At 69.0% G+C, this 24,795-nt stretch carries 22 protein-coding genes; 17 read left to right on the top strand and 5 right to left on the bottom strand.

The genetic code is table 11. From position 1 onward, the window contains the following. The first annotated feature begins 3 nt into the window (after positions 1-3). The 12 genes from polA to GDI_RS16705 all read left to right on the top strand — a co-directional run bounded on the left by polA (position 4) and on the right by GDI_RS16705 (position 16,425). Positions 4-2,835 (top strand): DNA polymerase I, encoded by a 2,832-nt coding sequence (gene polA, locus GDI_RS16760; protein ID WP_012228171.1) that lies wholly within the window; start codon positions 4-6, stop codon positions 2,833-2,835. Further along, positions 2,835-3,446 carry an SCO family protein gene (locus GDI_RS16755; protein ID WP_012228170.1) on the top strand — a complete coding sequence of 204 codons (612 nt, stop codon included), beginning with the start codon at positions 2,835-2,837 and terminating at the stop codon, positions 3,444-3,446. Before polA ends, GDI_RS16755 begins: the two co-directional genes overlap by 1 nt. Continuing rightward, complete coding sequence (locus GDI_RS16750) at positions 3,446-5,137, top strand: ABC transporter substrate-binding protein (RefSeq protein ID WP_012228169.1); 1,692 nt, start codon at positions 3,446-3,448, stop codon at positions 5,135-5,137. Before GDI_RS16755 ends, GDI_RS16750 begins: the two co-directional genes overlap by 1 nt. After that, on the top strand, positions 5,134-6,147 hold the full coding sequence (locus tag GDI_RS16745) for an ABC transporter permease (RefSeq protein ID WP_012228168.1): 1,014 nt from the start codon (positions 5,134-5,136) through the stop codon (positions 6,145-6,147). The genes GDI_RS16750 and GDI_RS16745 overlap by 4 nt, the downstream gene beginning before the upstream one ends. Next, positions 6,144-7,124 carry an ABC transporter permease gene (locus GDI_RS16740; protein ID WP_012228167.1) on the top strand — a complete coding sequence of 327 codons (981 nt, stop codon included), beginning with the start codon at positions 6,144-6,146 and terminating at the stop codon, positions 7,122-7,124. The genes GDI_RS16745 and GDI_RS16740 overlap by 4 nt, the downstream gene beginning before the upstream one ends. Next, complete coding sequence (locus GDI_RS16735) at positions 7,114-8,139, top strand: ABC transporter ATP-binding protein (protein ID WP_041249553.1); 1,026 nt, start codon at positions 7,114-7,116, stop codon at positions 8,137-8,139. The genes GDI_RS16740 and GDI_RS16735 overlap by 11 nt, the downstream gene beginning before the upstream one ends. Next, on the top strand, positions 8,136-9,107 hold the full coding sequence (locus GDI_RS16730) for an ABC transporter ATP-binding protein (RefSeq protein ID WP_012228165.1): 972 nt from the start codon (positions 8,136-8,138) through the stop codon (positions 9,105-9,107). The genes GDI_RS16735 and GDI_RS16730 overlap by 4 nt, the downstream gene beginning before the upstream one ends. Positions 9,108-9,327: 220 nt before the next feature. Then, positions 9,328-11,259 carry a cellulose biosynthesis cyclic di-GMP-binding regulatory protein BcsB gene (locus tag GDI_RS16725; RefSeq protein WP_012228164.1) on the top strand — a complete coding sequence of 644 codons (1,932 nt, stop codon included), beginning with the start codon at positions 9,328-9,330 and terminating at the stop codon, positions 11,257-11,259. Beyond that, positions 11,249-12,124, top strand: coding sequence for a hypothetical protein (locus tag GDI_RS16720; RefSeq protein ID WP_012554619.1), 876 nt, complete (start codon positions 11,249-11,251; stop codon positions 12,122-12,124). Before GDI_RS16725 ends, GDI_RS16720 begins: the two co-directional genes overlap by 11 nt. A gap of 19 nt (positions 12,125-12,143) precedes the next feature. After that, positions 12,144-14,012, top strand: a complete 1,869-nt coding sequence (locus GDI_RS16715; protein WP_012228162.1) for a glycosyltransferase family 2 protein — start codon at positions 12,144-12,146, stop codon at positions 14,010-14,012. Continuing rightward, a complete protein-coding gene (locus GDI_RS16710; protein ID WP_012228161.1) occupies positions 14,009-15,463 on the top strand; it encodes a hypothetical protein in 1,455 nt (484 codons plus the stop codon). The genes GDI_RS16715 and GDI_RS16710 overlap by 4 nt, the downstream gene beginning before the upstream one ends. Beyond that, the gene (locus GDI_RS16705) at positions 15,445-16,425 is read left to right on the top strand and encodes a glycoside hydrolase family 113 (RefSeq protein ID WP_041249551.1); all 981 of its coding nucleotides are present in this window, start codon (positions 15,445-15,447) and stop codon (positions 16,423-16,425) included. The genes GDI_RS16710 and GDI_RS16705 overlap by 19 nt, the downstream gene beginning before the upstream one ends. Before the next feature lie 84 nt (positions 16,426-16,509). Here GDI_RS16705 and GDI_RS16700 read toward each other — a convergent pair whose 3' ends face one another. Then, positions 16,510-16,974: a hypothetical protein gene (locus tag GDI_RS16700; protein WP_041249550.1), complete on the bottom strand. Its 465-nt coding sequence runs from the start codon at positions 16,972-16,974 to the stop codon at positions 16,510-16,512. On the opposite strand from GDI_RS16700, the gene GDI_RS16695 reads away from it, so the two are divergent. Then, positions 16,940-18,067, top strand: a complete 1,128-nt coding sequence (locus GDI_RS16695) for an SDR family oxidoreductase (protein WP_012228158.1) — start codon at positions 16,940-16,942, stop codon at positions 18,065-18,067. The genes GDI_RS16700 and GDI_RS16695 overlap by 35 nt on opposite strands. Beyond that, entirely contained in the window at positions 18,064-19,233 is a 1,170-nt protein-coding gene (locus tag GDI_RS16690; protein ID WP_012228157.1) for a zinc-dependent alcohol dehydrogenase, read from the top strand. The genes GDI_RS16695 and GDI_RS16690 overlap by 4 nt, the downstream gene beginning before the upstream one ends. Before the next feature lie 25 nt (positions 19,234-19,258). Here the strand turns inward: GDI_RS16690 and GDI_RS20090 are convergent, their stop codons facing one another. The 3 genes from GDI_RS20090 to purD form a co-directional block, all read right to left on the bottom strand. Continuing rightward, positions 19,259-19,426 (bottom strand): hypothetical protein, encoded by a 168-nt coding sequence (locus GDI_RS20090; protein ID WP_173363387.1) that lies wholly within the window; start codon positions 19,424-19,426, stop codon positions 19,259-19,261. A gap of 89 nt (positions 19,427-19,515) precedes the next feature. Continuing rightward, on the bottom strand, positions 19,516-20,022 hold the full coding sequence (locus tag GDI_RS16680) for a YciE/YciF ferroxidase family protein (protein ID WP_012228155.1): 507 nt from the start codon (positions 20,020-20,022) through the stop codon (positions 19,516-19,518). 294 nt (positions 20,023-20,316) lie between these two features. Then, the gene (gene purD / locus GDI_RS16675) at positions 20,317-21,597 is read right to left on the bottom strand and encodes a phosphoribosylamine--glycine ligase (RefSeq protein ID WP_041249549.1); all 1,281 of its coding nucleotides are present in this window, start codon (positions 21,595-21,597) and stop codon (positions 20,317-20,319) included. Between the two features lie 81 nt (positions 21,598-21,678). On the opposite strand from purD, the gene xseA reads away from it, so the two are divergent. The 3 genes from xseA to GDI_RS16660 all read left to right on the top strand — a co-directional run bounded on the left by xseA (position 21,679) and on the right by GDI_RS16660 (position 24,178). After that, positions 21,679-23,139 carry an exodeoxyribonuclease VII large subunit gene (gene xseA, locus GDI_RS16670; protein WP_012554629.1) on the top strand — a complete coding sequence of 487 codons (1,461 nt, stop codon included), beginning with the start codon at positions 21,679-21,681 and terminating at the stop codon, positions 23,137-23,139. Between the two features lie 13 nt (positions 23,140-23,152). Then, the gene (locus tag GDI_RS16665; protein ID WP_012228152.1) at positions 23,153-23,548 is read left to right on the top strand and encodes a BA14K family protein; all 396 of its coding nucleotides are present in this window, start codon (positions 23,153-23,155) and stop codon (positions 23,546-23,548) included. Positions 23,549-23,704: 156 nt separating this feature from the next. After that, positions 23,705-24,178 carry a helix-turn-helix domain-containing protein gene (locus GDI_RS16660; protein WP_012554630.1) on the top strand — a complete coding sequence of 158 codons (474 nt, stop codon included), beginning with the start codon at positions 23,705-23,707 and terminating at the stop codon, positions 24,176-24,178. A 111-nt stretch (positions 24,179-24,289) separates the two neighbouring features. Here GDI_RS16660 and GDI_RS16655 read toward each other — a convergent pair whose 3' ends face one another. After that, on the bottom strand, positions 24,290-24,688 hold the full coding sequence (locus GDI_RS16655) for a hypothetical protein (RefSeq protein ID WP_012554631.1): 399 nt from the start codon (positions 24,686-24,688) through the stop codon (positions 24,290-24,292). Between the last annotated feature and the right edge of the window lie 107 nt (positions 24,689-24,795).

Here is a 24,795-nt window from a genome sequence, read left to right as displayed (position 1 = left end):
CCCATGTCCGGCGACGCCCCGATTCACCTGATCCTGGTCGACGGATCGGGGTTCATCTTCCGTGCCTTCCATGCCCTGCCGCCGATGACCGCGCCCGACGGCACGCCCGTCAACGCGGTGTTCGGCTTCACGAACATGCTGGCGCGCCTGCTGCGCGACCATGTGGGCACGCATCTGGCGGTCATCTTCGATGCCGGGCGGGTGACCTTCCGCAACGGGATCTATGACCAGTACAAGGCCCACCGGCCCGAACCGCCCGAGGAACTGCGCCCGCAATTCGCCCTGGTGCGCGACGCCACGGCGGCCTTCGGCGTGCCGGGGATCGAGGAAGCGGGGTGGGAGGCCGACGACCTGATCGCGGCCTATGCCCGCCTTGTGACCGACGCGGGCGGGCGCTGCACCGTCGTATCGTCCGACAAGGACCTGATGCAGCTGATCCGCCCGGGCGTGGAGATGCTGGACCCGATCCGCCAGAAGCCGATCGGCCCGAAGGAGGTCGAGGCGAAGTTCGGCGTGACCCCGGACAAGGTGATCGACGTGCAGGCGCTGATCGGCGATTCGGTCGACAACGTGCCGGGCGTGCCGGGAATCGGGCCCAAGACCGCATCGGCGCTGATCGCGGAATATGGCTCGCTGGACGCGATCCTGGACGGGGCGCCGGCGATGAAGCCGTCCAAGCGGCGTGACAGCCTGATCGAACATGCCGAGCGCGCGCGCCTGTCGCGGGTGCTGGTGACGCTGCGCGAGGACGCGCCCTGCCCCCTGGGGCTGGAAGACCTGATCTGCCGCGATCCGGACGAGGTGAAGCTGGGCGAATGGCTGCAGTCCATGGGCTTCCGCTCCCTGCTGCACCGGATGGGGATGAAGGAGTCGGCCGCCGCCGTGGGGGTGGCCAGTTCCGCCCCGGCGCCTGCCGCCGCTGTTGCCGCCGCGCCGACGCCTTCGCCCGACCGGGCGCCCTATGGCCCCTATGAGACCGTGAGGACGGCCGGGGCGCTGGAGACGTGGGTGGCCGAGGCCCGCACGGCCGGGTTCTGCGCCATCGACACCGAAACCGACGGGCTGGACCCGCTGCGCGCCGGGCTGGTCGGGATTTCGCTGGCCGTGGCGCCGGGACGGGCCTGCTATATCCCGCTGGCGCACACGGCCGAGCCTCCGCCGCCGCAATTGCTGCCCGACCTGCTGCTTGAGCCGGCGCCGCAGGACGACGCTCCGGACCCGGTCGGGCCGCAACTGGAAACCGGCCTGGCGCTGGCGATCCTGGGGCCGCTGCTGGCCGACGCGTCGGTGCTGAAGATCTTCCAGAACGCGAAGTTCGACCTGCTGGTGCTGACGCGCGCGGGCGCGCCCCAGCCGGCGCCGGTCGACGACACCATGCTGATCTCCTACGCCCAGTTCGCGGGGCGGCATGGCCAGGGCATGGACGAACTGTCGCGGCTGTATCTGGGTCATACGCCGATCCCCTATGACGAGGTCACGGGGACGGGACGCAACCGCGTGCCGTTCGCGCGGGTCGATGTGGCACGCGCCACCGCCTATGCCGCCGAGGATGCCGACGTGACGCTGCGGCTGTGGCTGTCGCTGCGCCCCACCCTGCGCATCCATCATGCCCTGGCGCTGTACGAGGAACTGGAACGGCCGCTGGTCGCCGTGCTGGCGGACATGGAGCGCGCGGGCATTGCCATCGACGTGGTGGAACTGCGCCGCATGTCGGCCGATTTCGCGACCCGCATGGCGCAGATGGAGGCCGAGATCCAGGCCCTGGCCGGCCGGTCGTTCAATGTCGGCTCGCCCAAGCAACTGGGCGAGATCCTGTTCGACGAGATGGGGCTGCCCGGCGGCAAGCGGATGAAATCCGGCGCCTGGGGGACCGATTCCTCAGTCCTGCAGGACCTGGCCGACCAGGGGCACGACCTGCCGGGGCGCATCCTGGCGTGGCGGCAACTGGCCAAGCTGAAATCGACCTATGCCGACGCGCTGGTCAAGCAGGCGGACCCGGACACCGCGCGGGTCCATACCTCGTTCCAGATGGCGATCACCTCGACCGGCCGCCTGTCGTCCAACGAGCCGAACCTGCAGAACATCCCCATCCGCACCGAGGAGGGCGGGCGCATCCGCCGCGCCTTCGTCGCAGCACCCGGCCATGTGCTGCTGTCGGCCGATTATTCGCAGATCGAACTGCGGCTGCTGGCGCATGTCGCGGACATTCCCGCCCTGCGCGAGGCCTTCGCGCTGGGGCAGGACATCCATGCCCGCACGGCGTCCGAGGTCTTCGGCATTCCGATCGAGGGCATGGACCCGCTGACCCGCCGGCGGGCGAAGGCGATCAATTTCGGCATCATCTACGGCATCAGCGCCTTCGGCCTGGGGCGGCAGCTCGGCATTCCGCCGGGCGAGGCGCGGGCCTATATCGACGCCTATTTCGCCCGCTATCCCGGCATCCGCGCCTATATGGAAACGGTGAAGCAGGAGGCGAAGGACCAGGGCTACGTCACCACGCCGTTCGGCCGGCGCTGCTGGGTGCCCGGGATCGCCGACCGCAGCGCCGTCCGCCGCGCCTATGCCGAGCGGCAGGCGATCAACGCGCCGCTGCAGGGCGGGGCGGCGGACATCATCAAGCGCGCGATGGTGCGCCTGCCCCACGCGCTGGCGTCGGCCGGGCTTGACGGACGGCTGCTGCTTCAGGTCCATGACGAACTTCTGTTCGAGGTGCGGGCGGGCCAGCAGGACGCGCTGTCCGCCCTCGTGAAACAGGTCATGGAATCCGCGGCCAGCCTGTCGGTGCCGCTGGTGGTGGAAACCGGGACCGGAGCAAACTGGGCGGACGCGCATTGATGCAGGAAACGGATAAACGCCGGCTGAAGATCGGGCTGGTCGTCGCGGCGTTGGGACTGGCGGGCACGTATGCCGGCTATCGGGTCATGGACCGGATCGGGCCGGTCCTCTCGACCCATGGCAACGAGATCGGCGGGTCGTTCCGCCTGGTCAGCGCGGCCGAGGGCACGGTGTCGGACACCGATTTCCAGGGACGGTGGATGCTGGTCTATTTCGGTTCGACCCATTGTCCCGAAAGCCAGTGCGCGGCGACGCTGAAGGCGATGGCGGGGGCGATGGACCGGCTGGGCCAGCGCGCGCGGCTGGTGGCGCCGCTGTTCATCTCGGTGGACCCGATGCGCGACACGGCGGAGGAGATGCGCGCCTATACGCTGCGCTTCGGCCCGCACATCTTCGCCATGACCGGCGCGCCGAACATGATCAAGGCCGTCACCGCCGAATACCACGCCCCCTATGTGCGGCATGAGGGCCATGACGGCGACTACACCATGGAACCCTCGCCGCGCATCGTCATCATGTCGCCCGAGGGGCGCTATGCCGGCACGATCCAGTCGGATTCCTCGGCCGAGCAGATCGCCGACCGCCTGACCGGCCTGATGAAGGCGCAATAGTGCCATTCCCGGCGCGATCCGTTTGCCTGGCGATCGGGTTGCTGCTGGCGGGGCCGGCCCGGGCCGGGGATGGGCTGGCCGGGGACGGGGACACGCTGGGCAGTCCGCATCGGGGCGGGACGCTGCGGCTGACGGCGGCGTCGTCGGGCGGGACGGTCGATCCGCAGATCAACTATACCTCGAAATACGCACAACTGTTCGCGGTCCTGTATGACGGGCTGCTGGCCTCGCGCAAGGCGGATGACGACAGCAGCGACGACGTGGTGCCCGACCTGGCCGAATCGGTGCCGGTGGCCGAGGACGGGGGCCGCACCTGGCGCATGGTGCTGCGGCGCGGCGTGCGGTTTTCCACCGGGCGGGAGGTCACGGTCGCGGACGTGGCGGCGTCCTTCCGGCGGCTGTTCCAGGTCGGCAGTCCCACGGCGGGGTCGTTCTACGGCGCCATCATCGGCGCCGATGCCTGCCTGCGCGACCCGGCGCGCTGCACGTTGCAGGGCGGGCTGGAGGTCGATGCCGCGACGCGGGCCGTGACCTTCCACCTGAGCCGGCCGGATGCCGAATTCCCGCAGAAGCTGACCTTTCCCCACGCCGCGATCCTGCCGGCCGATACCCCCGTCCGCGACCTGGGCAACGTGCCGGCGCCCACGACGGGGCCGTACATGTTCGCGTCCTACGATCCCGACCGGGGGATGCTGCTGGTGCGCAACCCGTATTTCCATGTCTGGAGCCCCGGTGCGCAGCCCGACGGCTATGCCGATCGCATCCAGTACGATTTCGGCCTGCCGGACGAGGCCGAGGTGACGGCGGTGGAAAACGGCCAGTACGACTGGATGTTCGACATGAAGCCGCTGGACCGGCTGGGCGAGCTGGGCGGCCGCCATACCGCGCAGGTCAATATCCGGCCGCTCTATGGCCTGTATTACGTGCCGATGAACGTCAACATCCCGCCCTTCGACAACCCGCTGGCCCGGCAGGCGGTGAATTTCGCCATGGACCGGCGGGCGATGGCCATCCTGTATGGGGGCACCGCCGTGGCCACGCCGCTGTGCCGCATGGTGCCGCCGGGCCTGCCCGGCGCGCTGGCGGATTGCGCCTATACCGCAGGGGGGAATTCCGACCATCCGCTGCCGTCCTGGCGGGCGCCGGACCTGGACCGCGCGCGGCGCCTGGTGGCGCAGAGCGGCACCGCCGGCCAGAAGGTGACGGTGGTGGTCCTGAACACCGCGGTCGATCTGAGCATGGGGGTGTGGCTGCGCAATATGCTGCAGTCCCTGGGCTATGACGCCAGCGTCAAGCCGATGGCGGAATCGGTGCAGTTCGGGTACGTCCAGAACACCGCCAACCATGTGCAGATCAGCGTCCGCGACTGGTTCGCCGATTATCCGTCGGCCTCGAACTTCCTGGACGACCTGTTCGGGTGCGAGAATTTCCACCCCGGCACCGACAATTCGATCAACATCTCCGGCTACTGCAACGCGGCGGCCCAGGCGGCGATGGACGCCGCGAAGCAGGAAACCGATCCGGCGCGGGCGGCCATGCTGTGGACGGAGGCGGAGCGGACCATCGACCGGGATTCCCCCGCCGTGCCGACCGTCCGCATCAATTACATCGATTTCGTGTCACGCCGGCTGGGCCATTATTTCTACACCAACCTGTATCACATGATCTTCTCGCAGGTGTGGGTGCAATGACCGGGACCGGAAGCGGGACGGGCCCGTGGCAGCGGGCGGGGCGGCGGCTGGCGCGCAACCGCGGCGCGATGGGGGCGCTGGCGGTGCTGCTGGCCGTCACCGCGGCGTGCCTGCTGGCGCCGGTCTATGCGCGCGACGTGGCCCATACCGACCCGTTCACGTCGAACGTGGCCGGCACGCTGATGGTGGACGGGCGGGCGGTCGATATCATGCAGCCCGACGACAATCCGCTGCATCTGGGCCTGTCGCCCATCGGCCCGACCTGGCGCCCGTCGGCCGACCTGCTGGGGGCGGACAGCCAGGGGCGCGACGTGGCGGCGCGGCTGCTGTACGGCGGGCGCAATTCGCTGCTGATCGGCGCCAGCGCCGCGTTGCTGTGCATCGTGCTGGCGGGGGGCGTCGGCATCGTCTCGGGCTATATGGGCGGGGTGGTCGATGCCGTGCTGTCGCGGATCATGGACATCATGTGGGCGGTGCCGGTCTATCTGTTCGCGATCTCGCTTTCCATCGTCACGGTCAGCCAGGGGCTGCGGCTGGGGCCGGTGACCCTGGCCAGCGACAACCTGCTGATCCCGATCGGCATCATCGCGCTGGTCTACGTGCCCTATGCGGCGCGGCCGGTGCGCGGGCGGGTGATGGCGCTGCGGCGGTCGGAATTCGTCACCGCCGCGCGGGGGCTGGGGGTGCCGGGATACCGCATCGTGCTGCGCGACATCCTGCCCAACGTCACGGATACGCTGGTGGTGCTGGCACCGCTGATGATGGCGCTGTCGCTGATGGCAGAATCGGCGCTGTCGTTCCTGTCGATCGGCGTGCAGGCGCCCGCCGCGTCGTGGGGTACCATCATCCAGGATGGTGAGGGCCTGATCTATACCCGCCCGATGGTGGCGGTGGCCCCGGGGCTGGCGATCATGGTCGTGGTGCTGGCGCTGAACGTCCTGGGCGACGGGCTGCGCGACGCGCTGGACGTGCGGGATGCCGAAGGACGTGATGCCGGGGGCCGGGCATGAGGGCGCTGCGGCGCGCGGGGCAGCGCCTGGGGCAGATGCTGTTCGTGCTGGCGGGCATTTCGGTGCTGGTGTTCCTGGTGTTCTTCGCCACCCCGGGCAGCGACCCCACGGCGCGCATCGCCGGACGCAATGCCTCGCCCGAGACGGTGGCGCGGGTGCGGGTGGAATACGGGTTCGACCGGCCGCTGCCGGTGCAGTACCTGCGGATGATGGACAAGCTGTTCGTCACCCGCGACCTGACATCCTACGTCAACCGGGGCGAGCGCGTGGTGCCCGAGATCCTGCAGGCCGCCCCCGTGACGCTGTCGCTGGTGTCCGGCGCGGCGGTGATCTGGGTGGTGGCGTCGGTGGTCATGGGCACGCTGGCGGCGGCGCTGCGCGGCGGCTGGGTGGACCGGCTGCTGATGATGCTGGGGCTGGTCGGGATTTCCATCCCGGTCTTCTGGCTGGGCCAGGTGGTCAACCTGGTGACGCAGAGCCGCTATCACGACCTGTGGCTGTTCCGCTGGGTGCCGGGGCTGGGCTATGTGCCGCTGACCCAGGACCCGGCCGGCTGGTTCCGCGCGCTGGTCCTGCCGTGGTTCACGCTGGCGGTGCTGTTCATCGGCATCTACAGCCGCGTGCTGCGGGCCGACCTCGTCGCCGTGCAGGGCGAGGATTTCATGCGTACCGCCCGGGCCAAGGGCCTGTCGCCCGCGCGGGTGCTGGTGGTCCATGGGCTGCGGACCTCGATGATCACCTTCGTGTCGCTGTTCGGGCTGGATTTCGCGCAACTGGTGGGGGGCGGCGCGCTGCTGACCGAAGTGGTGTTCGGCCTGCAGGGGGTGGGGCGGCTGACCTATCAGGCGCTGGCCAACCTGGACCTGCCGCTGATCATGGCGACGGTGATGTATTCGGCGGTGTTCGTCGTCATCGCCAATGCGGTGGTGGACCTGCTGTACCTGCTGCTGGACCCGAGGCTGCGCGATGGGCGCTGACGCCACGCCCCTGCTGGCGGTGCGGGACCTGACGATCGCGCTGCCGGTCGGCGGCCGGATGGTGAACCTGATCGAATCCGTCACCTTCGCGCTGGGGGCGCGCGAGATCATGGGGATCGTGGGTGAATCCGGGTCGGGCAAGAGCCTGACGGCGCTGGCGATCATGGGGCTGATCGACGTGCCGGGCGCGCGCATCGCCGGGTCGGTGCGCTATCGGGGGCGCGAACTGGCGGGATTGCCGCAGCGGGCGTTCCGCGCCCTGCGCGGGCGCGAGATCGCGATGGTCTTCCAGGACCCGATGACCGCCTTCACCCCGGTCTATACGATCGGCTGGCAGATCGACGAGCAGATCCGCGCCCACCGGCGTGTCGGCCGTGCCGAGGCCCGCGCCCGCACTGTGCGGCTGCTGGGCGACATGGGCGTGCCGGACCCCGAGCGCGTGGCCGGGCGGTATCCGCACCAGCTTTCGGGCGGGCTGCGCCAGCGGGCGATGATCGCGATGGCGCTGTCGTGCGACCCGTCGCTGCTGATCGCCGACGAACCGACGACCGCGCTGGACGTGACGGTGCAGGCGCAGATTCTGGACCTGCTGCGCGGCCTGCGGCGGGATTTCGGATCGTCGGTGCTGCTGATCACCCATGACATGGGCGTGGTGGCGGAAACCTGCGACCGGACGATGGTGCTGTATTCCGGCATGGTGGCCGAACACGGGCCGACGGCGGCGCTGTTCGTGCAACCGGGCCACCCCTACAGCGCCGCCCTGCTGGATTCGATCCCGCCGCTGCATGGCCCCCGCCCGGCGCGGCTGCCCGCGATTCCCGGCAGCCCGCCCGCGCCGGCGGACCGGCCGGCGGGCTGCGCCTTCGCGCCACGCTGCGCCCATGCCCATCCGGCCTGCGCCGTGCGGCCCGCGCTGATGGCGGGCGGGGCGGGAGAGGTCGCGTGCGTGCTGCCCGCCGAGGGGCGCCCGCTGCCGCCGCGCGGCGGCAGTGCGGTGGCGGGGGGCGGGGCATGACCGGTCCGCTGATGTCCGCCCATGGCCTGCGCATGGACTACCGCGTGGGACGGGGGCAGGTGCTGCGCGCGCTGGATGGCGTGTCGCTGGAGGTCTGGCCCGGCGAGGTGCTGGGCGTGGTGGGCGAATCCGGCTGCGGCAAGTCGACCCTGGGGCGTTGCCTGCTGCGGCTGGTCCGGCCCGGCGCGGGGCGGGTGGTCTTCGACGGCACCGACATCACCGCCCTGTCGGAGCGGCGGCTGCGCCCGCTGCGGCAGGGCATGCAGATGGTGTTCCAGGATTCCTATGCCGCGCTGAACCCCAGGCGGCGGATCGGCGAGCTGATCGCCGAGCCGCTGCGCGTGCATCGCGCGGCGGACGGGCGGCGGCGCACGGACGCGGACATCGCGGCGCGGCTGGCGGAGCTGATGGACCTGGTCGGCCTGCCGCAGGCGGCGCTGGCGCGCTACCCGCACGAATTTTCCGGCGGGCAGCGGCAGCGGATCAACATCGCCCGGGCGCTGGCGCTGTCGCCCCGGTTGGTGGTGGCGGACGAGCCGGTGTCGGCGCTGGACGTGTCGATCCAGGCGCAGATCGTCAACCTGTTCATGGATCTGCGCGACCGGCTGGGCCTGACCTATGTCTTCGTCGCCCACGACCTGGCGGTGGTGCGGCAGATCTCGACCCGGGTCGCGGTGATGTATCTGGGGGCGATCGTCGAACTGGGCGCGGCCGACACCGTGCTGCACCGCCCGGCCCACCGCTATACCGCCGCCCTGGTCGCGGCGGTGCCCGAACCGGTGGTGCGGGGGGGCGAACCGGCGCCGCCGTTGCGCGGCGACGTGCCCAGCCCGATCTCGCCCCCGCCGGGGTGCCGGTTCCACACCCGCTGCCCCGTGGCGCGGGACCGTTGCCGCGTGGAGCCCCCCGTGCTGCGCCCGTTGTCCGACGGGCGCGATGCCGCCTGTCATTTTCCCCTGGCGGATTGACGAAAATTTTTTGGGAACTCAGGGCCATGATGGGCGCTAGCCATTACATGGCCATTGAATGGCCATGTAATGTTTGTAACGATTCGGCATCAGTTTGACATCGTTTGAATCGTAATCGCATGGCTTTCGGAACAAAAATTTCCGGCACAAGTCTATTTTGCTTTACTTTAAATAAAACATTAAGTTATAGGGAGCGAAGCTGTTTCCTGGGGCCGGCTTTATGAGAAAATCAGTTATTTTTGTTAATTTTCTTGCTGTTTTCTGCGCTTCTGCACACGGTTTCAGTAGTTCTTCTTATGCGCAGACACTAACGAGCAGCCTTTACCAGCAGGGCCTGACGGATGGGGTGACGGTCCTGAACGGGACCGATGCCGCGTCGTTCTATATCCGCGTACCGGCCGATACGCCGATCGCCGGGGCACGGCTGCGGCTGCATATGGCCATTTCCCCGGGGCTGCTGAAGCCGTCCGTGCTGCAGGTCTTCGTCAACGGCCAGCCGCGCGACCAGCTTTCGATCGGGGACGTGGACGAAAGCGCCGCCGAGCGCACCGTCACGATCCCGCTTTCGGCGCGGGACCTGGCCGCGCATTACCTGGCGGTCCGCGTCAGCCCGGTGTTCGTGACCTCCGCCAACCCCTGCGAGAACGCCAATGTCGGCCGGGGCTACGTGCATGTGCTGGCCGACAGCGGCGTGTCCTTCGACACCGCGCTGGACGGACTGAAAAGCGCGCGCGGCTTCCTGGACATGCTGGGCGGCACGGTCCGGGTCTGGGCCCCCACGCCCGGGCGCGATGCCGCGCAGTTCCAGGCCATGCTGGCCGTGGCGACCTATCTGCAGGCGCAGGGCCGCGACGTCACGTGGGTCGACGGCGCCGGCGCGGCGGACATCTATATCGGCCGGGACGAGGATTTTACCGCCCTGAACCTGCCGCCCCTGAAGGGCGGCGCCCTGCGCCTGCTCCGGGGGGGCCCGGGCGTGGCCCCCCGCCTGCTGCTGTCCGCCAGTGCCAGGAACATGCTGCTGCTGCGCCCATGGACGGATTTGCTGGCCGCGGACAGCTACGCCGCCAGCACCGGGCTGCCCGGCACGGCGCGGACGATCATCCCGTTGGGGTCGCTGGGGGTCACGGATTCTCCGTTGCCGATCAGCAGCAATGCGGAATGGACGCTGTCGCTGCCGGTCGATGCCATGCGCCGGCAGGTTTCCAGCAGCCTGCACCTGAACATGATCGTGCCGCCCAGCCTGCCGGGCAATCCGCTGCTGCTGCACGTGTTCCAGAACGGCAGCCTGCGCGCCGTCAAGGCCCTGCCGGAGGCCGGGGGCGCCCTGACGGAAAACGTGCCGCTGGTCGAATCGCAGGCCGCGACGGCGGAAACCCTGCGCGTGCAGGTCGTGCGGCAGACCAGCCTGGGCGAGTGCGCCGCCCCGCTGGCCCCGTCCTATGTGCAGCTTCTGCCGTCTTCCTTCCTCCAGGCGCGCGGCATCACCACGCCGTCCGGGACACTGGATGGTTTCGGCCGCACGCTGCCCGACCAGGCTGCCGTGTACCTGTCTGACGACGCGTTCAGGATGCCGGCACGGTGGATGTCCGTGCTGGCGGGCCTGGCCAACGGGCTGGGGCTGAACCCCTATCTGCTCAGCCTGCGGACCGGTGCCGCCGTGCCGGAGGACGGGCAGTCCTTCATCTGGCTGCGCGACGACGTGCCCGCGGGCTTTTCGTCCCCGGTGCGGTTCGATCGCGGGCGTATCCGCGTGGCCGAGAGCAACGGCAGGGTCATCCTGGACGCCCCCCCGCTGCCCGGCATCGAACTGGCCGCCATCGTCAGGCGCGGCAACCAGCGCGGGCTGTGGCTGAAATCCGGCGGCGACGACGCGCCGTTCCGGCCGCTGGGCTTCTCGGCCGTGGCGGCCGACCTGGCCTTCATGGACGCGCAGGGGCAGGTCAGCGCCCTGGATACGCGGACGGCCGACGCCGCCGCCACCGGGCCGGACGGCGCCGCCGTCAGCTATCCGGATTACCAGAGCTGGCTGGACCGGCTGAACAGCGTGCGGCTGTGGCTGTTCGGCGCGGCGTGGCTGGTGGTCACCGTCGTGTTCCTGTCCATCATGCGGCGTCTCTACGCCCGGCGTTCCTCCAAGCATGATTCGTAAGATCCGTGCCCTGGCATGGGGGATGGCGTGTGCGGCCCTGCTGTTGTGCGGGGCCGTGGACGCCGCGCGCGCGACGGCCTGGGTGCAGCGCAAGGGGCATGGCATCGTCATCGTCCAGCATGACCGCTGGGACGGCACCAGCGGCTTCGCCAACGATCACCAGCTTTTCCGGTTTCCGTATGGCGGCAACAGTTACGTGAACCAGACCAATGTCTATGCGGAATATGGCGTCACGGACCGGCTGACCGTGATCGGCAATTTCTGGCTGAACGAGGTCGGGTACAAAAATATCTACAGCAGCCAGAGCAATTTCGGATTCGGCGACCAGGAGGTCGGCGTAAGGTACAAGGTGCGGCCCCTGGGCTTCCTGCCGGCGCCGTGGGTGGGGGCGGTCCAGCTTCTGGTCGGCATGCCCACCTATAACGTCAATGCCGCCCAGCGGCTAGGACCGGGCGGGGAGTCGGTCGAAATCCGCCACGCCATCGGCCGCCCCTACAGGCTGCTGGGACGCTGGTCCTATATCGACATGAGCGGCGGCATACGCTTCCGGACCGGCCAGGCCGCGCACGAACTGCGGTTCGACGCCACCCACGGCACCACCCTGTGGTATGGTTTTACGGTCATGGAGGAATTCAGCCATATCCAGTCGCTGAATAACGGCCTGGTCTACAATTCCGGCAACCCCATCGGCAGCACGAATTACGACCTGACGAAGTTCCGTGCGTCGCTGCTCAAGCGCCTGGGCCCCGTCAGCATCCAGGCCGGATACGAGCGTGACCTGGCCGGGCGCAATACCGGCGCGGGCGGCGGCCCCTTCGTGGGGTTGTGGATACCGTTTGGCGGCCCGGAACACTGGGCGCCATAGGAGCGGGAACGGATTGGCCATGGTCACGCAGCCGGACAAGCGTCTTTTCGGGCAGTTCCTGGTCAGCCGGAACATCCTGACCGAGGCGCAGCTCGACGAAGCCATCCAGACGCAGAAGCTCTGGAAATCCCGCCTTGGCGACATCATCCTGGCCAAGGGGTGGCTGAAGCCGCGTCGTTTCTACCATCTTCTGGCCACGTTCTTCGACCTGGAGTTCGTGGACCTGATGGGCCACCCGCCGGACCCGGACCTGTTCGACCGCGCGATGATCGACGAGTATGCGCGGCGTTCGTTCCTGCCCTGGCGGCGCAGCGCGGACGGCGCCATCATCCTGGCGCTGGCCGACCCGTCGGAAGACACCTTCAACTGGCTGCGCGCCCGGTATGGGCAGAACGCGCGCTTCGTCGGCACCGGGCGGTTCGATACGGTGTGGCTGCTGCAGAAGATGGGCAACGCCGCCCTGTCCGACGACGCGCTGAATGCGTTGTCCACCATGACGCCGCAGCATTCCGCCCGTCAGGTGTTCACCCGGGGGCAGATCGCATTCTTCTATATCACGGCGATGGTTTTCCTGCTGTTCCTGTACCTGGCGCCGGAACGCACGCTGTTCGCGGCCAACCTGGCGGCCGGACTGGTCTTCTTCGCCAGCTTCTTCCTCAAATTCATGCTGTCCTGCGCGGCGGTGCGGCAGGAGGTGGACGTCAAGGTCAGGGACAGCGAGATCCGGTCGCTGGAGGACAGGGATTTCCCCGTCTATACCATCCTGGTTCCGATGTACAAGGAACCGGACGTGCTGCCCATCCTGGTCAATGCCATCCGCAACCTGGAATACCCCCAGTCCAAGCTGGACGTGAAGCTGGTCCTGGAAGAGGACGACATCGAAACCATCGCCGCCGCCCGGAAGCTGGCGCTGGAGGCGACGTTCGAGATCATCTGCGTGCCGCCGTCTGAACCGCGCACCAAGCCCAAGGCCTGCAACTATGCGCTGCGCTTCGCGCGGGGCGAGTACCTGACCATCTATGACGCCGAGGACAAGCCGGAGGCCACGCAGCTTGAAAAGGTCCTGGTCGCGTTCCGCAAGCTGCCGGACAATGTGGTCTGCATCCAGGCGCGCCTGAACTATTACAACGCCACCGAGAACTGGCTGACGCGCATGTTCACGCTGGAATATACGGCGTGGTTCGATTTCTACCTGCCTGCGCTGGAATATATGCGCATTCCCATACCGCTGGGCGGTACCTCGAACCATTTCAAGATCAGCGCGCTGCGCGCCGTCCATGCGTGGGACCCGTACAACGTGACGGAAGACGCCGACCTGGGCGTGCGCCTGACCCAGCGGGGCTGGAAGGTGGCGGTGGTGGATTCCACGACCTTCGAGGAAGCTAATGTCAGCATCCCGAACTGGATCCGCCAGCGCTCGCGCTGGCTGAAGGGCTACATGCAGACCTATCTGGTGCATATGCGCAGCCCGCTGGCATTCTACCGCAAGACCGGGGGCACGGGCTTCTGGGGCTTCCAGTTCTTTATCGGCGGTACCTTCATGACGGCGCTGCTGGCCCCCATCTTCTGGGTCTTCTTCATCCTGTTCACGCTGTTCGGCCTCAAGGCCGGAAGCGGCGTCTTCTCCGGCCGCATCATGGCCCTCAACGCTCTCAACCTTCTGCTGGGAAACGGATTTCTGGTCTATACCTATGTGCTGTGCTCGTTCAAGCGGAACTACCGCCATCTGGCGCTCTATGCGCTGACGACGCCGGTCTACTGGGCGCTGCAGTCGATCGCCGCCTACAAGGGGCTGTTCCAGCTTCTGTACAAGCCCTTCTACTGGGAAAAGACCCAGCATGGCCTGAGCAAGCACACCGCAGCGGAACTGGAAGAACTGAAATCATGACGCCGCGCGCCTATGCCGCCGTCCTGTTCCTGCTGGTCGCATTCTGGTTCGGGGCCGCCGCCTTCACGCTGCTGCAGGAGGGGTATGTCAGCGATTCCGTCCTGAGGGAGATCAGCACCTATCTGGTGTTTTCCACGCATGCGACGGCGGCGCGGGACCTGGGCTTCCTGCCCATCAGCCTGCCGGTGCTGGGATATGGCGCGCTGGCCCCGCTGCTGGGGCCGCTGCATCCCGTCCTGCCCTATGTGCTGGGCGTGGTGGGGACGGCGCTGCTGGTCCTGGCGGCCGTGCCGTCCATCCAGCGCCAGATCGGCCGGGCCGGCACCCTGCTGATGGTCGTCTGCGTGGCGCTGAACCCCATCGTGCTGTGGTTCGCCACCGCGGGCGGCGGCAAGAGCATCGCCCTGTTCCTGTTTTACGGCATGTGCGTCTTCCTCTGCCGCATCCATGACCGGCACGACCTGAATGCCTATGTGAAGTTCGCGTTCTGCGGCGTGGGCTTCCTGCTGGCGGACCCCACCGCCACGCCGGTCTGCCTGGCCATGCTGCCCTGGATTCCCTTTGCCGCCCGGCCCGCGTTCGTGGTCACGCAGCCGCTGGCCTTCTATCTGATTACCTGCACGCCGGTTGCGATGACGCTGTGCGCGCTGGTCTATCTGAACTGGTCGGTGTTCGGGTATGTCGCGCCGTTCGTGACGCCGCTGAATGGCGGGCCGGGGCAGGATTTTCCGTGGAACAGGGTGCTGCCGACGGCCGGACTGTCCTACCGGATGGCGGAATTGCTGCGTTTCCTGCTGTATGCGGTGGTGTTCTTTCCCTCGGTCGTCATGTTCTCCGGCCTGGCGCGCGCGTCGCGGGACATGCCGTACCTGGCCATCGTGCTGTCGCTGGTCACCGCGCCGTTCCTGGTGCTGGTCTGTGGCCTGCCCTATCATCCGCTGGATTACCTGCCGTACCTGGCCGCCCCGCTGCTGGTCCTGGCGCAGCGTGTCACGCCGTCGCGGCGCATCGCGCTGCTGGGGGTGCAGATACTGTCGGTCGGGGTGGGGTGGGGCGCGCTGGCGCTGCCCGGCTGGTCCAGCGGCCATGGCTGGACCGAGGCGCTGGGCGGTACGCCGGTCGCCCTGTACCGTGACGAGATGAAGGTGGGACAATGGATCACGCAGCGCGACCGCACCACCCTGCTGGACCCGCTGGCGCATTATCGCGTGATTGCGTTCTGCGGCCATGTCGGCAAACTGGTCTTTCCCCCGGGTGACGCGGGTGCGATCCAGGGGCGGCTGCCCGCGGCGGATCACCTGCTGGTCACCCCGCCGGACAGTTCGGACGCGCAGGACGCACAGGTGGACCGCATCAGCCAGTCCCACCCCGACCTCTGGGCGGATGGCCTGCCACATTACAGTCTGGCCCTGGAACAGGGAGCTTACCGCATATGGGAACGCGTAAGGTAAAATGGGCGTGGCTGCTGCTGCTGATGGTGCCGGTTCTGGTCGTGGCCCTGTTCCTGCTGCGCCCGGCATCGTACTGGACGGGTGCCAACGTCAAGATGTCGGCCGACGCGCCGTGGGGCAGTCCGGCGGCGCGTGAATCCATGGCGCGACTGGCCCATGCGGGAGCCAGCGTGGCCATGCAGGTGGCCTTCGCCTGGCAGCCGACCCCGGAGTCTGACACGCCCGTCCTGGGGGCGGACAGCCAGCCGGATGTCGTGCGGGCCGGACTGAAGGACATCAAGGCGGCGGGGCTGGAGCCGATCCTGAAGATCCATCTGTGGATTCCGTGGCACTGGGCCGGGCAGGTCGCCCCCGCGCACCCCGCGCTGTGGTTCCGCAATTACGCGCGGACCATCCTGCCGCTGGTCGCGGTGGCGCGGGAGGAAGGGGTCGCGACCATCGTCATCGCCACGGAACTGCGCGGCGTGGAAAAGGCCGAAGGCTGGCCCGATTTCGTGAAGACCATTCGCGCGGCCTATCCCGGCCACCTGGCCTATGACGCGGACAATCCCGAACAGGCCGAAGCCTTTCAGCACTGGGACCTGTTCGACGTCATCACCACCAGCCTCTACACCGCCCTGCCGGACGACCGGCCGGGGCGCCTGCGCGTGATGCGCGACACCGCCGGACACCTGCGCGCGCTGGGCCAGCGGTGGCAACGGCCGGTCTGGGTGGCGGAACTGGGCCTGCGTTCGGGGCAGGGCGTGCTGTCGCGCCCGTGGATGAGCCCCGAGGAACTGAAGGTGCCGGTCGACCTGAATATCCAGCGGGACGTGCTGGAAGATTGGCGGACCGTGCTGGTCCGTCACGGCGTGCGCGGCATTTCCTTCTGGTGCTGGTACACCGACCCCAGGGCGGGCGGCCCCGACGACAGCGATTTCACGCTGCAGAACAAGCCTGGCGAGGCCGTCCTGAAAAAATAAGGCAGCGAGTGCCGGCATCGGAAGAATGGCCCCAGGGACCGGAACTGCGGGGGCGGCCTGCCGTTGAGGCATCCACAGTGGCCATCAGGAGGCTTCCATGTCCCGTGTCACTTCCCTAGCGCGGATTGCGCTCGTCGGCTTGGTGGCATCCGCGTGGTGCGCGGGGCCGGCCGGGGCGCAGCCGGACGTGTCGTCACAGCCGGGAACGACGTCGCGGAGTCCGATCCCGCCCACGACCTCGAACCCCGGTACCCCGTCGACCGGCCAGACCGGCCCGACCGGCGCCCCGGCGGGGGTGCCCCCATCGGAAAAACTGCCCACCGGGCGGAACATGCAGCGCGAGCAGGTCTCGCCTACGCCGGCGTCCCCGATGCTGCCGTCGTCCCACACCGGGAAACAGAAGAAGATGCACCATCCCGGCACCGGTGCCATGACCCGGCCCAGCGCCCCGTCTTCGCCGGATTGAGCTGATCCGACCTGATCGGGGCCGACAGCCGCGGGGAGGACCCGGAAGATGTCCGAGTTTCCATCTGCGAACGTCGTGGTCATGGGGGCGTCCAGCGGCATCGGTCAGGCGGTGGCGGAAACGCTGGCCCGGCCCGGTGCCGCGCTGGTCCTGGCCGCCCGCAATGCGGACGCCCTGAATGCCGTCGCGGCACGATGTCGCGACGCGGGGGCTCGGGTGACGGTGGTCCCGACCGATGTGACCGATGCCGCCGCCGTGCGGACGCTGGCCGAACAGGCGCGCCTGTTCGCCGGCACCATCGACATGTGGGTCAGCAATGCCGGGGTCGGCGCCGTCGGCAGGTTCCAGGACGTTCCCATCCAGGCGCACGAGCAGGTGGTCCGCATCAACCTGATCGGACACATGCACGATGCCCATGCCGTCCTGCCGATCTTCCTCGCCCAGGGGTTCGGCACGTTCGTGAACGTGATCTCGGTCGGCGGGTTCTGCGCCGCCCCCTATGCCGCCGCCTACAGCGCCAGCAAGTTCGGCCTGCGGGGGTTTTCCGAAGCCCTGCGCGGGGAATTGTCGGCACACCCGCATATCCATGTCTGCGATGTCTATCCCGGCTTCGTCGATACGCCCGGTATCTCGCACGGCGCGAATTATACCGGGCGCCGCCTCTCGGCGCCGCCGCCCCTTCTGGAGACGCGGCGGGTCGCCGCCGCGATCGCCGAACTTGCGGCCCACCCGAGGGACACCGTCATGGTCGGGTCCGGGGCCTGGGGGCGGCGGTTCCCCCCACATGCTGGCGCGGGCCCTGACGCGCGGGATCATGAACCGCGTCTTGACCGAATATTCCGCGCGCGCCGATGCCGCGCCGGTGACGGACGGCAACCTGTTCGCCCCGGCCGCCGACGAGGGCCATGTCGACGGCGGCCTGCGCACCTGGCCGCGGAGCCGGGAGAAGAGGCAGGTGCTGGCTGTCGTGACGATCCTGATGGTGCTGGGGCTGACGACCTTCTTCCGGACGCATCGTCATACCGATGGAGAAGCCCGATGACGGAAAGGAACGACGAGCGCTTTCCCGCGCAGCATCAGGAGCCGCCCGGCCGGACAGCCGGCCGATGTTGTGACGGCCGGACCATGCGTGCCGGCCGTCGTGCCGCCGCCCGCGAAAAGGGAGACGATCCATGAAAGCCCTGGTATGGCACGGCAAGAGCGATATCCGCTGCGAAAGCGTGCGGGACCCGATCCTGGAAAACAGCCGCGACGCGATCATACGGGTGACCGCGTGTGCGATCTGCGGGTCGGACCTGCATATCTTCGACGGGATGATCCCGGAAATGCACCATGGCGACGTCCTGGGCCATGAAACCATGGGCGAGGTGGTGGAGGTGGGCAAGGACGCCGGAAACCTGAAGGTCGGCGACCGCGTGGTGGTACCGTTCACCATCGCATGCGGGGAATGTTTCTTTTACAGCAAGGGATTCTTCTCGGGCTGCGAGCGGACCAACCCCGATCATGCCAGGGCGGAGAAGCTGTGGGGCCATTCGCCGGCCGGCCTGTTCGGGTATTCCCACCTGCTGGGCGGCTATGCGGGCGGGCAGGCGGAATATCTGCGCGTTCCCTATGCCGATGTCGGGCCGATCAAGGTTCCGGACCATTTGACGGACGAACAGGCGCTGTTCCTGTCCGATATCTTTCCGACGGGCTACATGGCGGCGGAGTTCTGCAATATCCAGCCCGGACAGACGATCGCGATCTGGGGCTGCGGGCCGGTGGGACAGATGGCGATCCGCAGCGCCTTCCTGCTGGGCGCCGAACGCGTCCTTGCGATCGATACCGTTCCCGAGCGGCTGGCCCTGGCCGAGGCCGGGGGAGCCGAGATGATCAATTTCAGGACCGAGGACGTCTATCCCCGCATCCAGGACCTGACGGCGGGCCGTGGCGCCGATGCCTGCATCGATGCCGTGGGCACCGAGGCCGATACCTGGAGCGGCATCGACGCGGTCGTGGACCGCATCAAGACGGCGACGTTCCTGGGTACCGACCGGCCCCATGTGCTGCGGCAGGCCATCATGTGCTGCCGGAATTTCGGGACCGTCTCGATCGTCGGCGTCTATGGCGGCCTTCTGGACAAGATCCCGATGGGGTCCGCCATCAACCGGGGCCTGACGTTCCGCATGGCCCAGACGCCCGTGCAGCACTACCTGCCGATGCTGATGGACCGGATCGTGAAGGGCGACATCGATCCGTCCTTCGTCATCACGCATCGGGCCTCGCTGGAAGAAGGTCCCGAACTCTACAAGACGTTTCGCGACAAGCGGGATGGATGCATCAAGGTCGTCATGAAACCCTGAATGAAGCCCCGAGCCGATGCTCCGCTCAGTTCAGCGGGTTTCCCGGGTCCTTGGGCATCGGCGGCGGCTGGTCGGGCGACGGGGGCGGGGCCGGCTGCTCCGGCGGATAGGGGGCCGGCGGGTCGGACGTGACGGCGTTGCGCCATGTGGGCGATGTGTGGGCCGGGATCTGCATATCCGTATTCAGCGTCATGTTCGGCGCGATCCTTCGCATGATGGTGATAGCGCGACGCGGGGAGCCGCCCGTCGGGCGACCCCCCTTCGTCCCTGGTGTCGGGTGGGTCAGGCCGTCTGGCGTTGGGCCTGCGGATTGCTTTCCCGTTCCGCGATCTCGGAGAGCAGGGCGTCGGTCCGCTTCTCCTCTTCCAGGGTTTCGGCCAGCAGTTTTTCCGCATCGTCCAGGCCGAGATCGGCGGCCCACGCCCTGAGCGTGCCATAGCGCGCGATCTCGTAATGTTCGATGGCCTGGGCGGACCCGATCAGCACGGCGTCCGCCGCCTTGGTCGAGCCGAATTCCTCGAGGTCTTCCTCCATTTCGGCCAGGATGCCCTGCGTTGCCTCGCAGGTCTTGGCCCGGGGGGCGCGGCCGATGATGCCGAAGACGTCGTTCAGGCGTTCGACGTGGGTGGCGGTCTCGGTCGCGTGGGTTTCGAACGCCTTCTTGAGATCCGGCGCCTGGGCGGCGTGCACCGACCTGCGGAGCGCCTTCAGGATCTGCTTTTCGGCGAAATAGATGTCCTTCAGCGTTTCGTAGAACGCGTCGGACAGAGTCTTGTCCTGGGTTGCCATGATGATTGCCTTTCCATTTTATGGCCCCGCACGGGGTCGGCAAACGTCGTCCCGGAAAATCAGCCTCTACACGTGCAGGTTCTGCTGGAGAGGGCGGCGTTGCGTCCGCGGGATATCGGTGGTCCACGCGGCGTCCTGTCGCGCAGGGAGCGTTGGCCCGTATCCGGGATATCCTGGCGATCGGAATCGTTACGCGCATACGCGGATATGACTCCCCCAATGGAAAGCCACATCCGAAAATACGCGTTTTGGTCTGGATGGTTTCCGGACGGCGGGAATTTCTCCCGCCGTGGCTCAGGACGAGGCGCGCAGCGCCCGCTCGCCGATGTCGCGGCGCCAGACCGCGTCGTCCCAGCGGATGGCGGCCACGCCGTCATAGGCGCGGGCGCGGGCCTGGGCCAGGGTGGGGCCGGTGGCGCAGACCGTCAGCACGCGCCCGCCCGCCGCCACGATCCGGCCCTGGTCGTCGCGCCTGGTGCCGGCATGGAAGACGTGCACCCCCGGAAGCGCCCCGGCCTGTTCCAGGCCCGCGATCACGCCGCCGGCGGCGGGCCTGCCGGGATAGCCGCGCGCGGCCAGCACGATGCTGACGGAATGGTCGTCGGAAAAGCGGATGTCCGCCGCGTCCAGCGTGCCGTCCGCGACCGAGGCCAGGGCGGGCAGCAGGTCGGATTGCAGGCGGATCAGCAGGGCCTGGGCCTCGGGGTCGCCGAAGCGGACATTGTATTCGATCAGCTTGGGGCCGTCTTCGGTCAGCATCAGCCCGGCGAAGATCACGCCCCGGAACGGCGTGCCGCGACGGACCATCTCGGCCAGCATCGGGCGGACCAGCAGGTCCAGCGCCGCTTCCTGCCGCGCGCGGTCGAACCCGGCGGGGGGTGACACCGCGCCCATGCCGCCGGTGTTCGGGCCGGTATCGCCCTCGCCGATGCGCTTGTGGTCCTGCGCCGCGCCGATCAGCACGGCGGTATCGTCGGCGCAGAAGGCGAACAGCGAGATTTCGTCGCCGGTCAGGCATTCCTCGATCACCACCGACCGGCCGGCCTCGCCCAGGGCGGCGTCGTCCATCATGGCGCGGATCGCCTCCTCGGCCTCGGCCACGGTCTGGGCCACGACGACGCCCTTGCCGGCCGCCAGCCCGTCGGCCTTGATCACGATCGGCGCGCCGCGACGGCGGACGAAGTCCAGCGCCGGGGCGGCGGCGTCGAACCGTTCCCACCGCGCGGTGGGGATGGACGCCGCGTCGCAGATTTCCTTGGTGAAGCTCTTGCTGCCTTCCAGTTCCGCCGCCGCGCGGCTGGGGCCGGCGCAGGGGATGCCGGCCTGGGCGCAGGCGTCGGCCAGGCCCGCGACCAGCGGGGCCTCGGGGCCCGGCACCACCAGGTCGATCCGCTCGGCCCGGGCCAGGGCGACCAGGGCGGGTACGTCGTCGGCGGCGATGGCGACGTTGGTGCCCAGCGCCGCCGTGCCGGGGTTGCCGGGGGCGATGAACAGGGCCTCGAGCCTGGGCGAGCGCGCGATCGCTTCCGCCATCGCATGTTCCCGTCCGCCCGATCCGACCAGCAGCACCCGCATCCCATCCGCTCCAACAGTTCACGCCCGGCCTGGTTCATACTCAGGCTTCCGGGGACGCCGTCTCTATCATACCCTGTGGCGATGGACGAACCTCTTCGCGACTCCGGCACGGCCGGGGCGGGCAACGTGCCCGAATATTCGGTCTCCGAGATTTCGGGGGCGATCCGGCGCACGCTGGAGGGCACGTTCGGCCGGGTGCGCGTGCGCGGCGAGATCACGGAATTCAAGCGCTATCCGTCCGGGCATCTCTATTTCTCGCTGAAGGACGAGGGGGGGAAGATCTCCTCGGTGGTGTGGCGCGGGTCGGTGTCGCGGCTGGGGCTGAAGCCGGAAAACGGGGTCGAGGTCGTGGCGACGGGCAAGATCTCGTCCTATGGCGAACGCTCGTCCTACCAGTTGATCATCGACCGGCTGGACTACGCGGGCGAGGGCGCGCTGCTGGCGCGGATCGAGCGGCTGCGGCTGAAGCTGGCGGCGGAGGGGCTGTTCGACGCGGCGGGCAAGCGGGCGCTGCCGTTCCTGCCCGACGTGATCGGCGTGGTGACGTCCGCCCAGGGGGCGGTGATGCACGATATCCGCACCACCATCGCGCGGCGCTTTCCCCGCCGGCTGCTGGTCTGGCCGGTCGCGGTGCAGGGCGAGGCGGCGGCCGCGCAGATCGCCGCCGCCATCGCGGGGTTCGACGCCATCGACGGCAGGGGGCCGATCCCGCGCCCCGACGTGCTGATCGTCGCGCGCGGCGGCGGGTCGCTGGAAGACCTGATGGCCTTCAACGACGAGGTGGTGCTGCGGGCGGCGGCGGCGTGCCGCATTCCGCTGATTTCCGCCGTGGGGCACGAAACCGACACCACGCTGATCGATTTCGTGTCGGACCGGCGCGCGCCCACCCCCACGGCGGCGGCCGAACTGGCGGCCCCGGCCAGGGCCGAGCTGGTGGCCGATCTGGGGCATCGCGCGGCCCGGCTGACCAGCGGGCTGGCGCGCCTGACGCAGACGCTGCGGCTGCGGCTGGACCGGGCGGCGGCCCGTCTGCCCGACCTGCCGTCGCTGCTGGGCACGGCGCGGATGCGGCTGGACGATCGCGGCCACCGGCTGGACATGGCGCTGCCGGCGCTGGTCGCGCGGCGGCGCGCGGCGCTGCTGGCGGTGGAACGGGCCATGCCGTCCGCCAGCCTGCTGACCGGCCCGCGCCGGGCCAGGCTGGCGCTGGCGGCCAGCCACCTGCAATCCGGCCTGCGCCAGGCCCTGCGCGACGGGCACGCGCGGGCGGACAGGACGCGCCTGCGCCCGGCCCCGCTGGCGGCGATGCTGCGCGAGCGGCGTGCCCACCTGGCCGGGCTGGCCGGGCGGCTGGAGTCGTTGTCGCCCATGGCGGTGCTGGAACGCGGCTATGTCCTGGTGCGCGACCCGGCGGGGGTGCCCGTCACCCGCGCCGCCGACGTCCGTCCGGGCGGCCGGCTGGTGCTGATCTTCGCGGATGGCGAGGCGGCGGTGCGCGCCGACAGGTCCGGCGAGGCCGCCCAGGGGCGGCTGGATATCTGAAAGGCAGCGGATCTTGAAACAGCTTCTCCTCTCGCCGTCCGGGCGTGCCCGGCCGGCCCTGTTCCTGCCGGTGCTGCTGCTGCCCGTGCTGTGCCTGATGGGGTGCGCGGCGCAGCCGGTGCCGCCCACGGCCCGGACGGCGCCGGCCCGCCGGCCGCCGCTGCAATTCGCGCCTGGCACGGTGGTCGAAACGCCCCCGCCGGCGAACGAGGCGCAACTGGTCAACGACCCCTCCGCCCCCGCCGACACGCCGCTGTGCGGCGCCGCGGCGCGCGAGGGGCTGGCCATGGCCGCCAGGGTGAACCCGGCGCCCCTGGCCTCGGGCAATGCCTGCACCGCCAATGCCTGTTTCGATCCGCTGACCGGGACCTATATCGGGGCCGACGGAAACCGGCACGTGTGCCGGTAGACGCCTGTTCCGGGCCGCTCCCGCCTGTCCTGCCCGCATTCGCGGAGCAGGCCCGAAGGCGCGAAATCCGGCCGGTCGCACAACCGTTATCGGGAAACGGCCGTGCGGCGCAGGTTCTGATTGACAGTCGGCGGGGCGGGGCAACATCGTTCCATCATGACCGGCCATTCCCCTGTGGATGGCGCCGATGACGGTGCGGCGACCGTCCATCACTTCCCCCTGCGGCGCATGTTGCCGCTGGAGGATGCTGCGCTTTACCTGGGCATTCCCGCGCGGCGGCTGCGGATCCTGGGCCTGCTGAATGCGGGCCCGCGTCCGGCGGCACGCCATGGCAGGAATGCGATGTACCGGGTCGAGGACCTGGATCGCTATGTGGCCACGCTGTATGCGGAGGCGCGGATTTCCATGGCCGAGCAGGCGCGGCAGCGGCAGGAATGGCGGGTCCGCGCCGCCACGACGGTCGATTTCGACGCGCATGGCCGGCGGCGCGGGCCGGTCGATCCCTGCATGCAGATCCTGACCCTGAACGCGCTGGTGTCGGTGGGCAGCCCCCTGGTGCTGAAGATGCTGTTCGTATCGGGGCTGGGGGTGATCTTCCTGTCGCATACGCCGCTGGTGTGGCGGCTGTAGGGAACAGCGGGCGTGACGCCGGGAACATTGGCATCACGCACCGGCGTCACACCTGCCTGTGTAGGATTGAATTGTAACCAAATTATGACCCGCGTTCCGGCATTCGGGCCTTCAGCACGATGATGTCGCCGCGCAGGGGGGAACGGGCGGCCCCATCGGCGGCAGGGGCGCGCGTTCGCCCACCGGTGGCGGGGGCACCACCTGCGGCACGGTGGGCGGCAGCGCCTGGACGTCCGTGGGCTGGGCCGGGGGAATCGCCTGGCCGGGATAATAGATCGGCCCGCGATAGTTCGGGGCCGTCTGCGCCGCGTTCAGGCGGTCGATGAGCGAATCGCCGGTGCCGTCGGGATAGGCGGAATGCGGCTGTGCGGCCCGGGAGGGCGCGGCCGGCGGCGGGGCCGCCCGGGCAGCCAGGGGCGCGACCCAGGGGATGGCCAGGGCGGCCGGCAGCAGGACGGTCCGCAGCAGGGCGGCCCGTGGCGTCCGGGTAGGGCTGGAGTGCGTTGTCATCGGGGCTGTCTTTCGCGTGGTGATGGGTGGTGCCGGAACGCGGCCCGGTGGCGCATGGTTTTGTGTCCCGTTCGGCATCGCGCGCCCCGCTTTCCGGCGGTCGAGGA

The organism is Gluconacetobacter diazotrophicus PA1 5 (assembly GCF_000067045.1).
GTDB classification, from domain to species: Bacteria; Pseudomonadota; Alphaproteobacteria; order Acetobacterales; family Acetobacteraceae; genus Gluconacetobacter; species Gluconacetobacter diazotrophicus.
The sequence above is the reverse complement of the archived record's forward strand: the minus strand, read 5'-3'. Positions and strand labels throughout refer to the sequence as shown.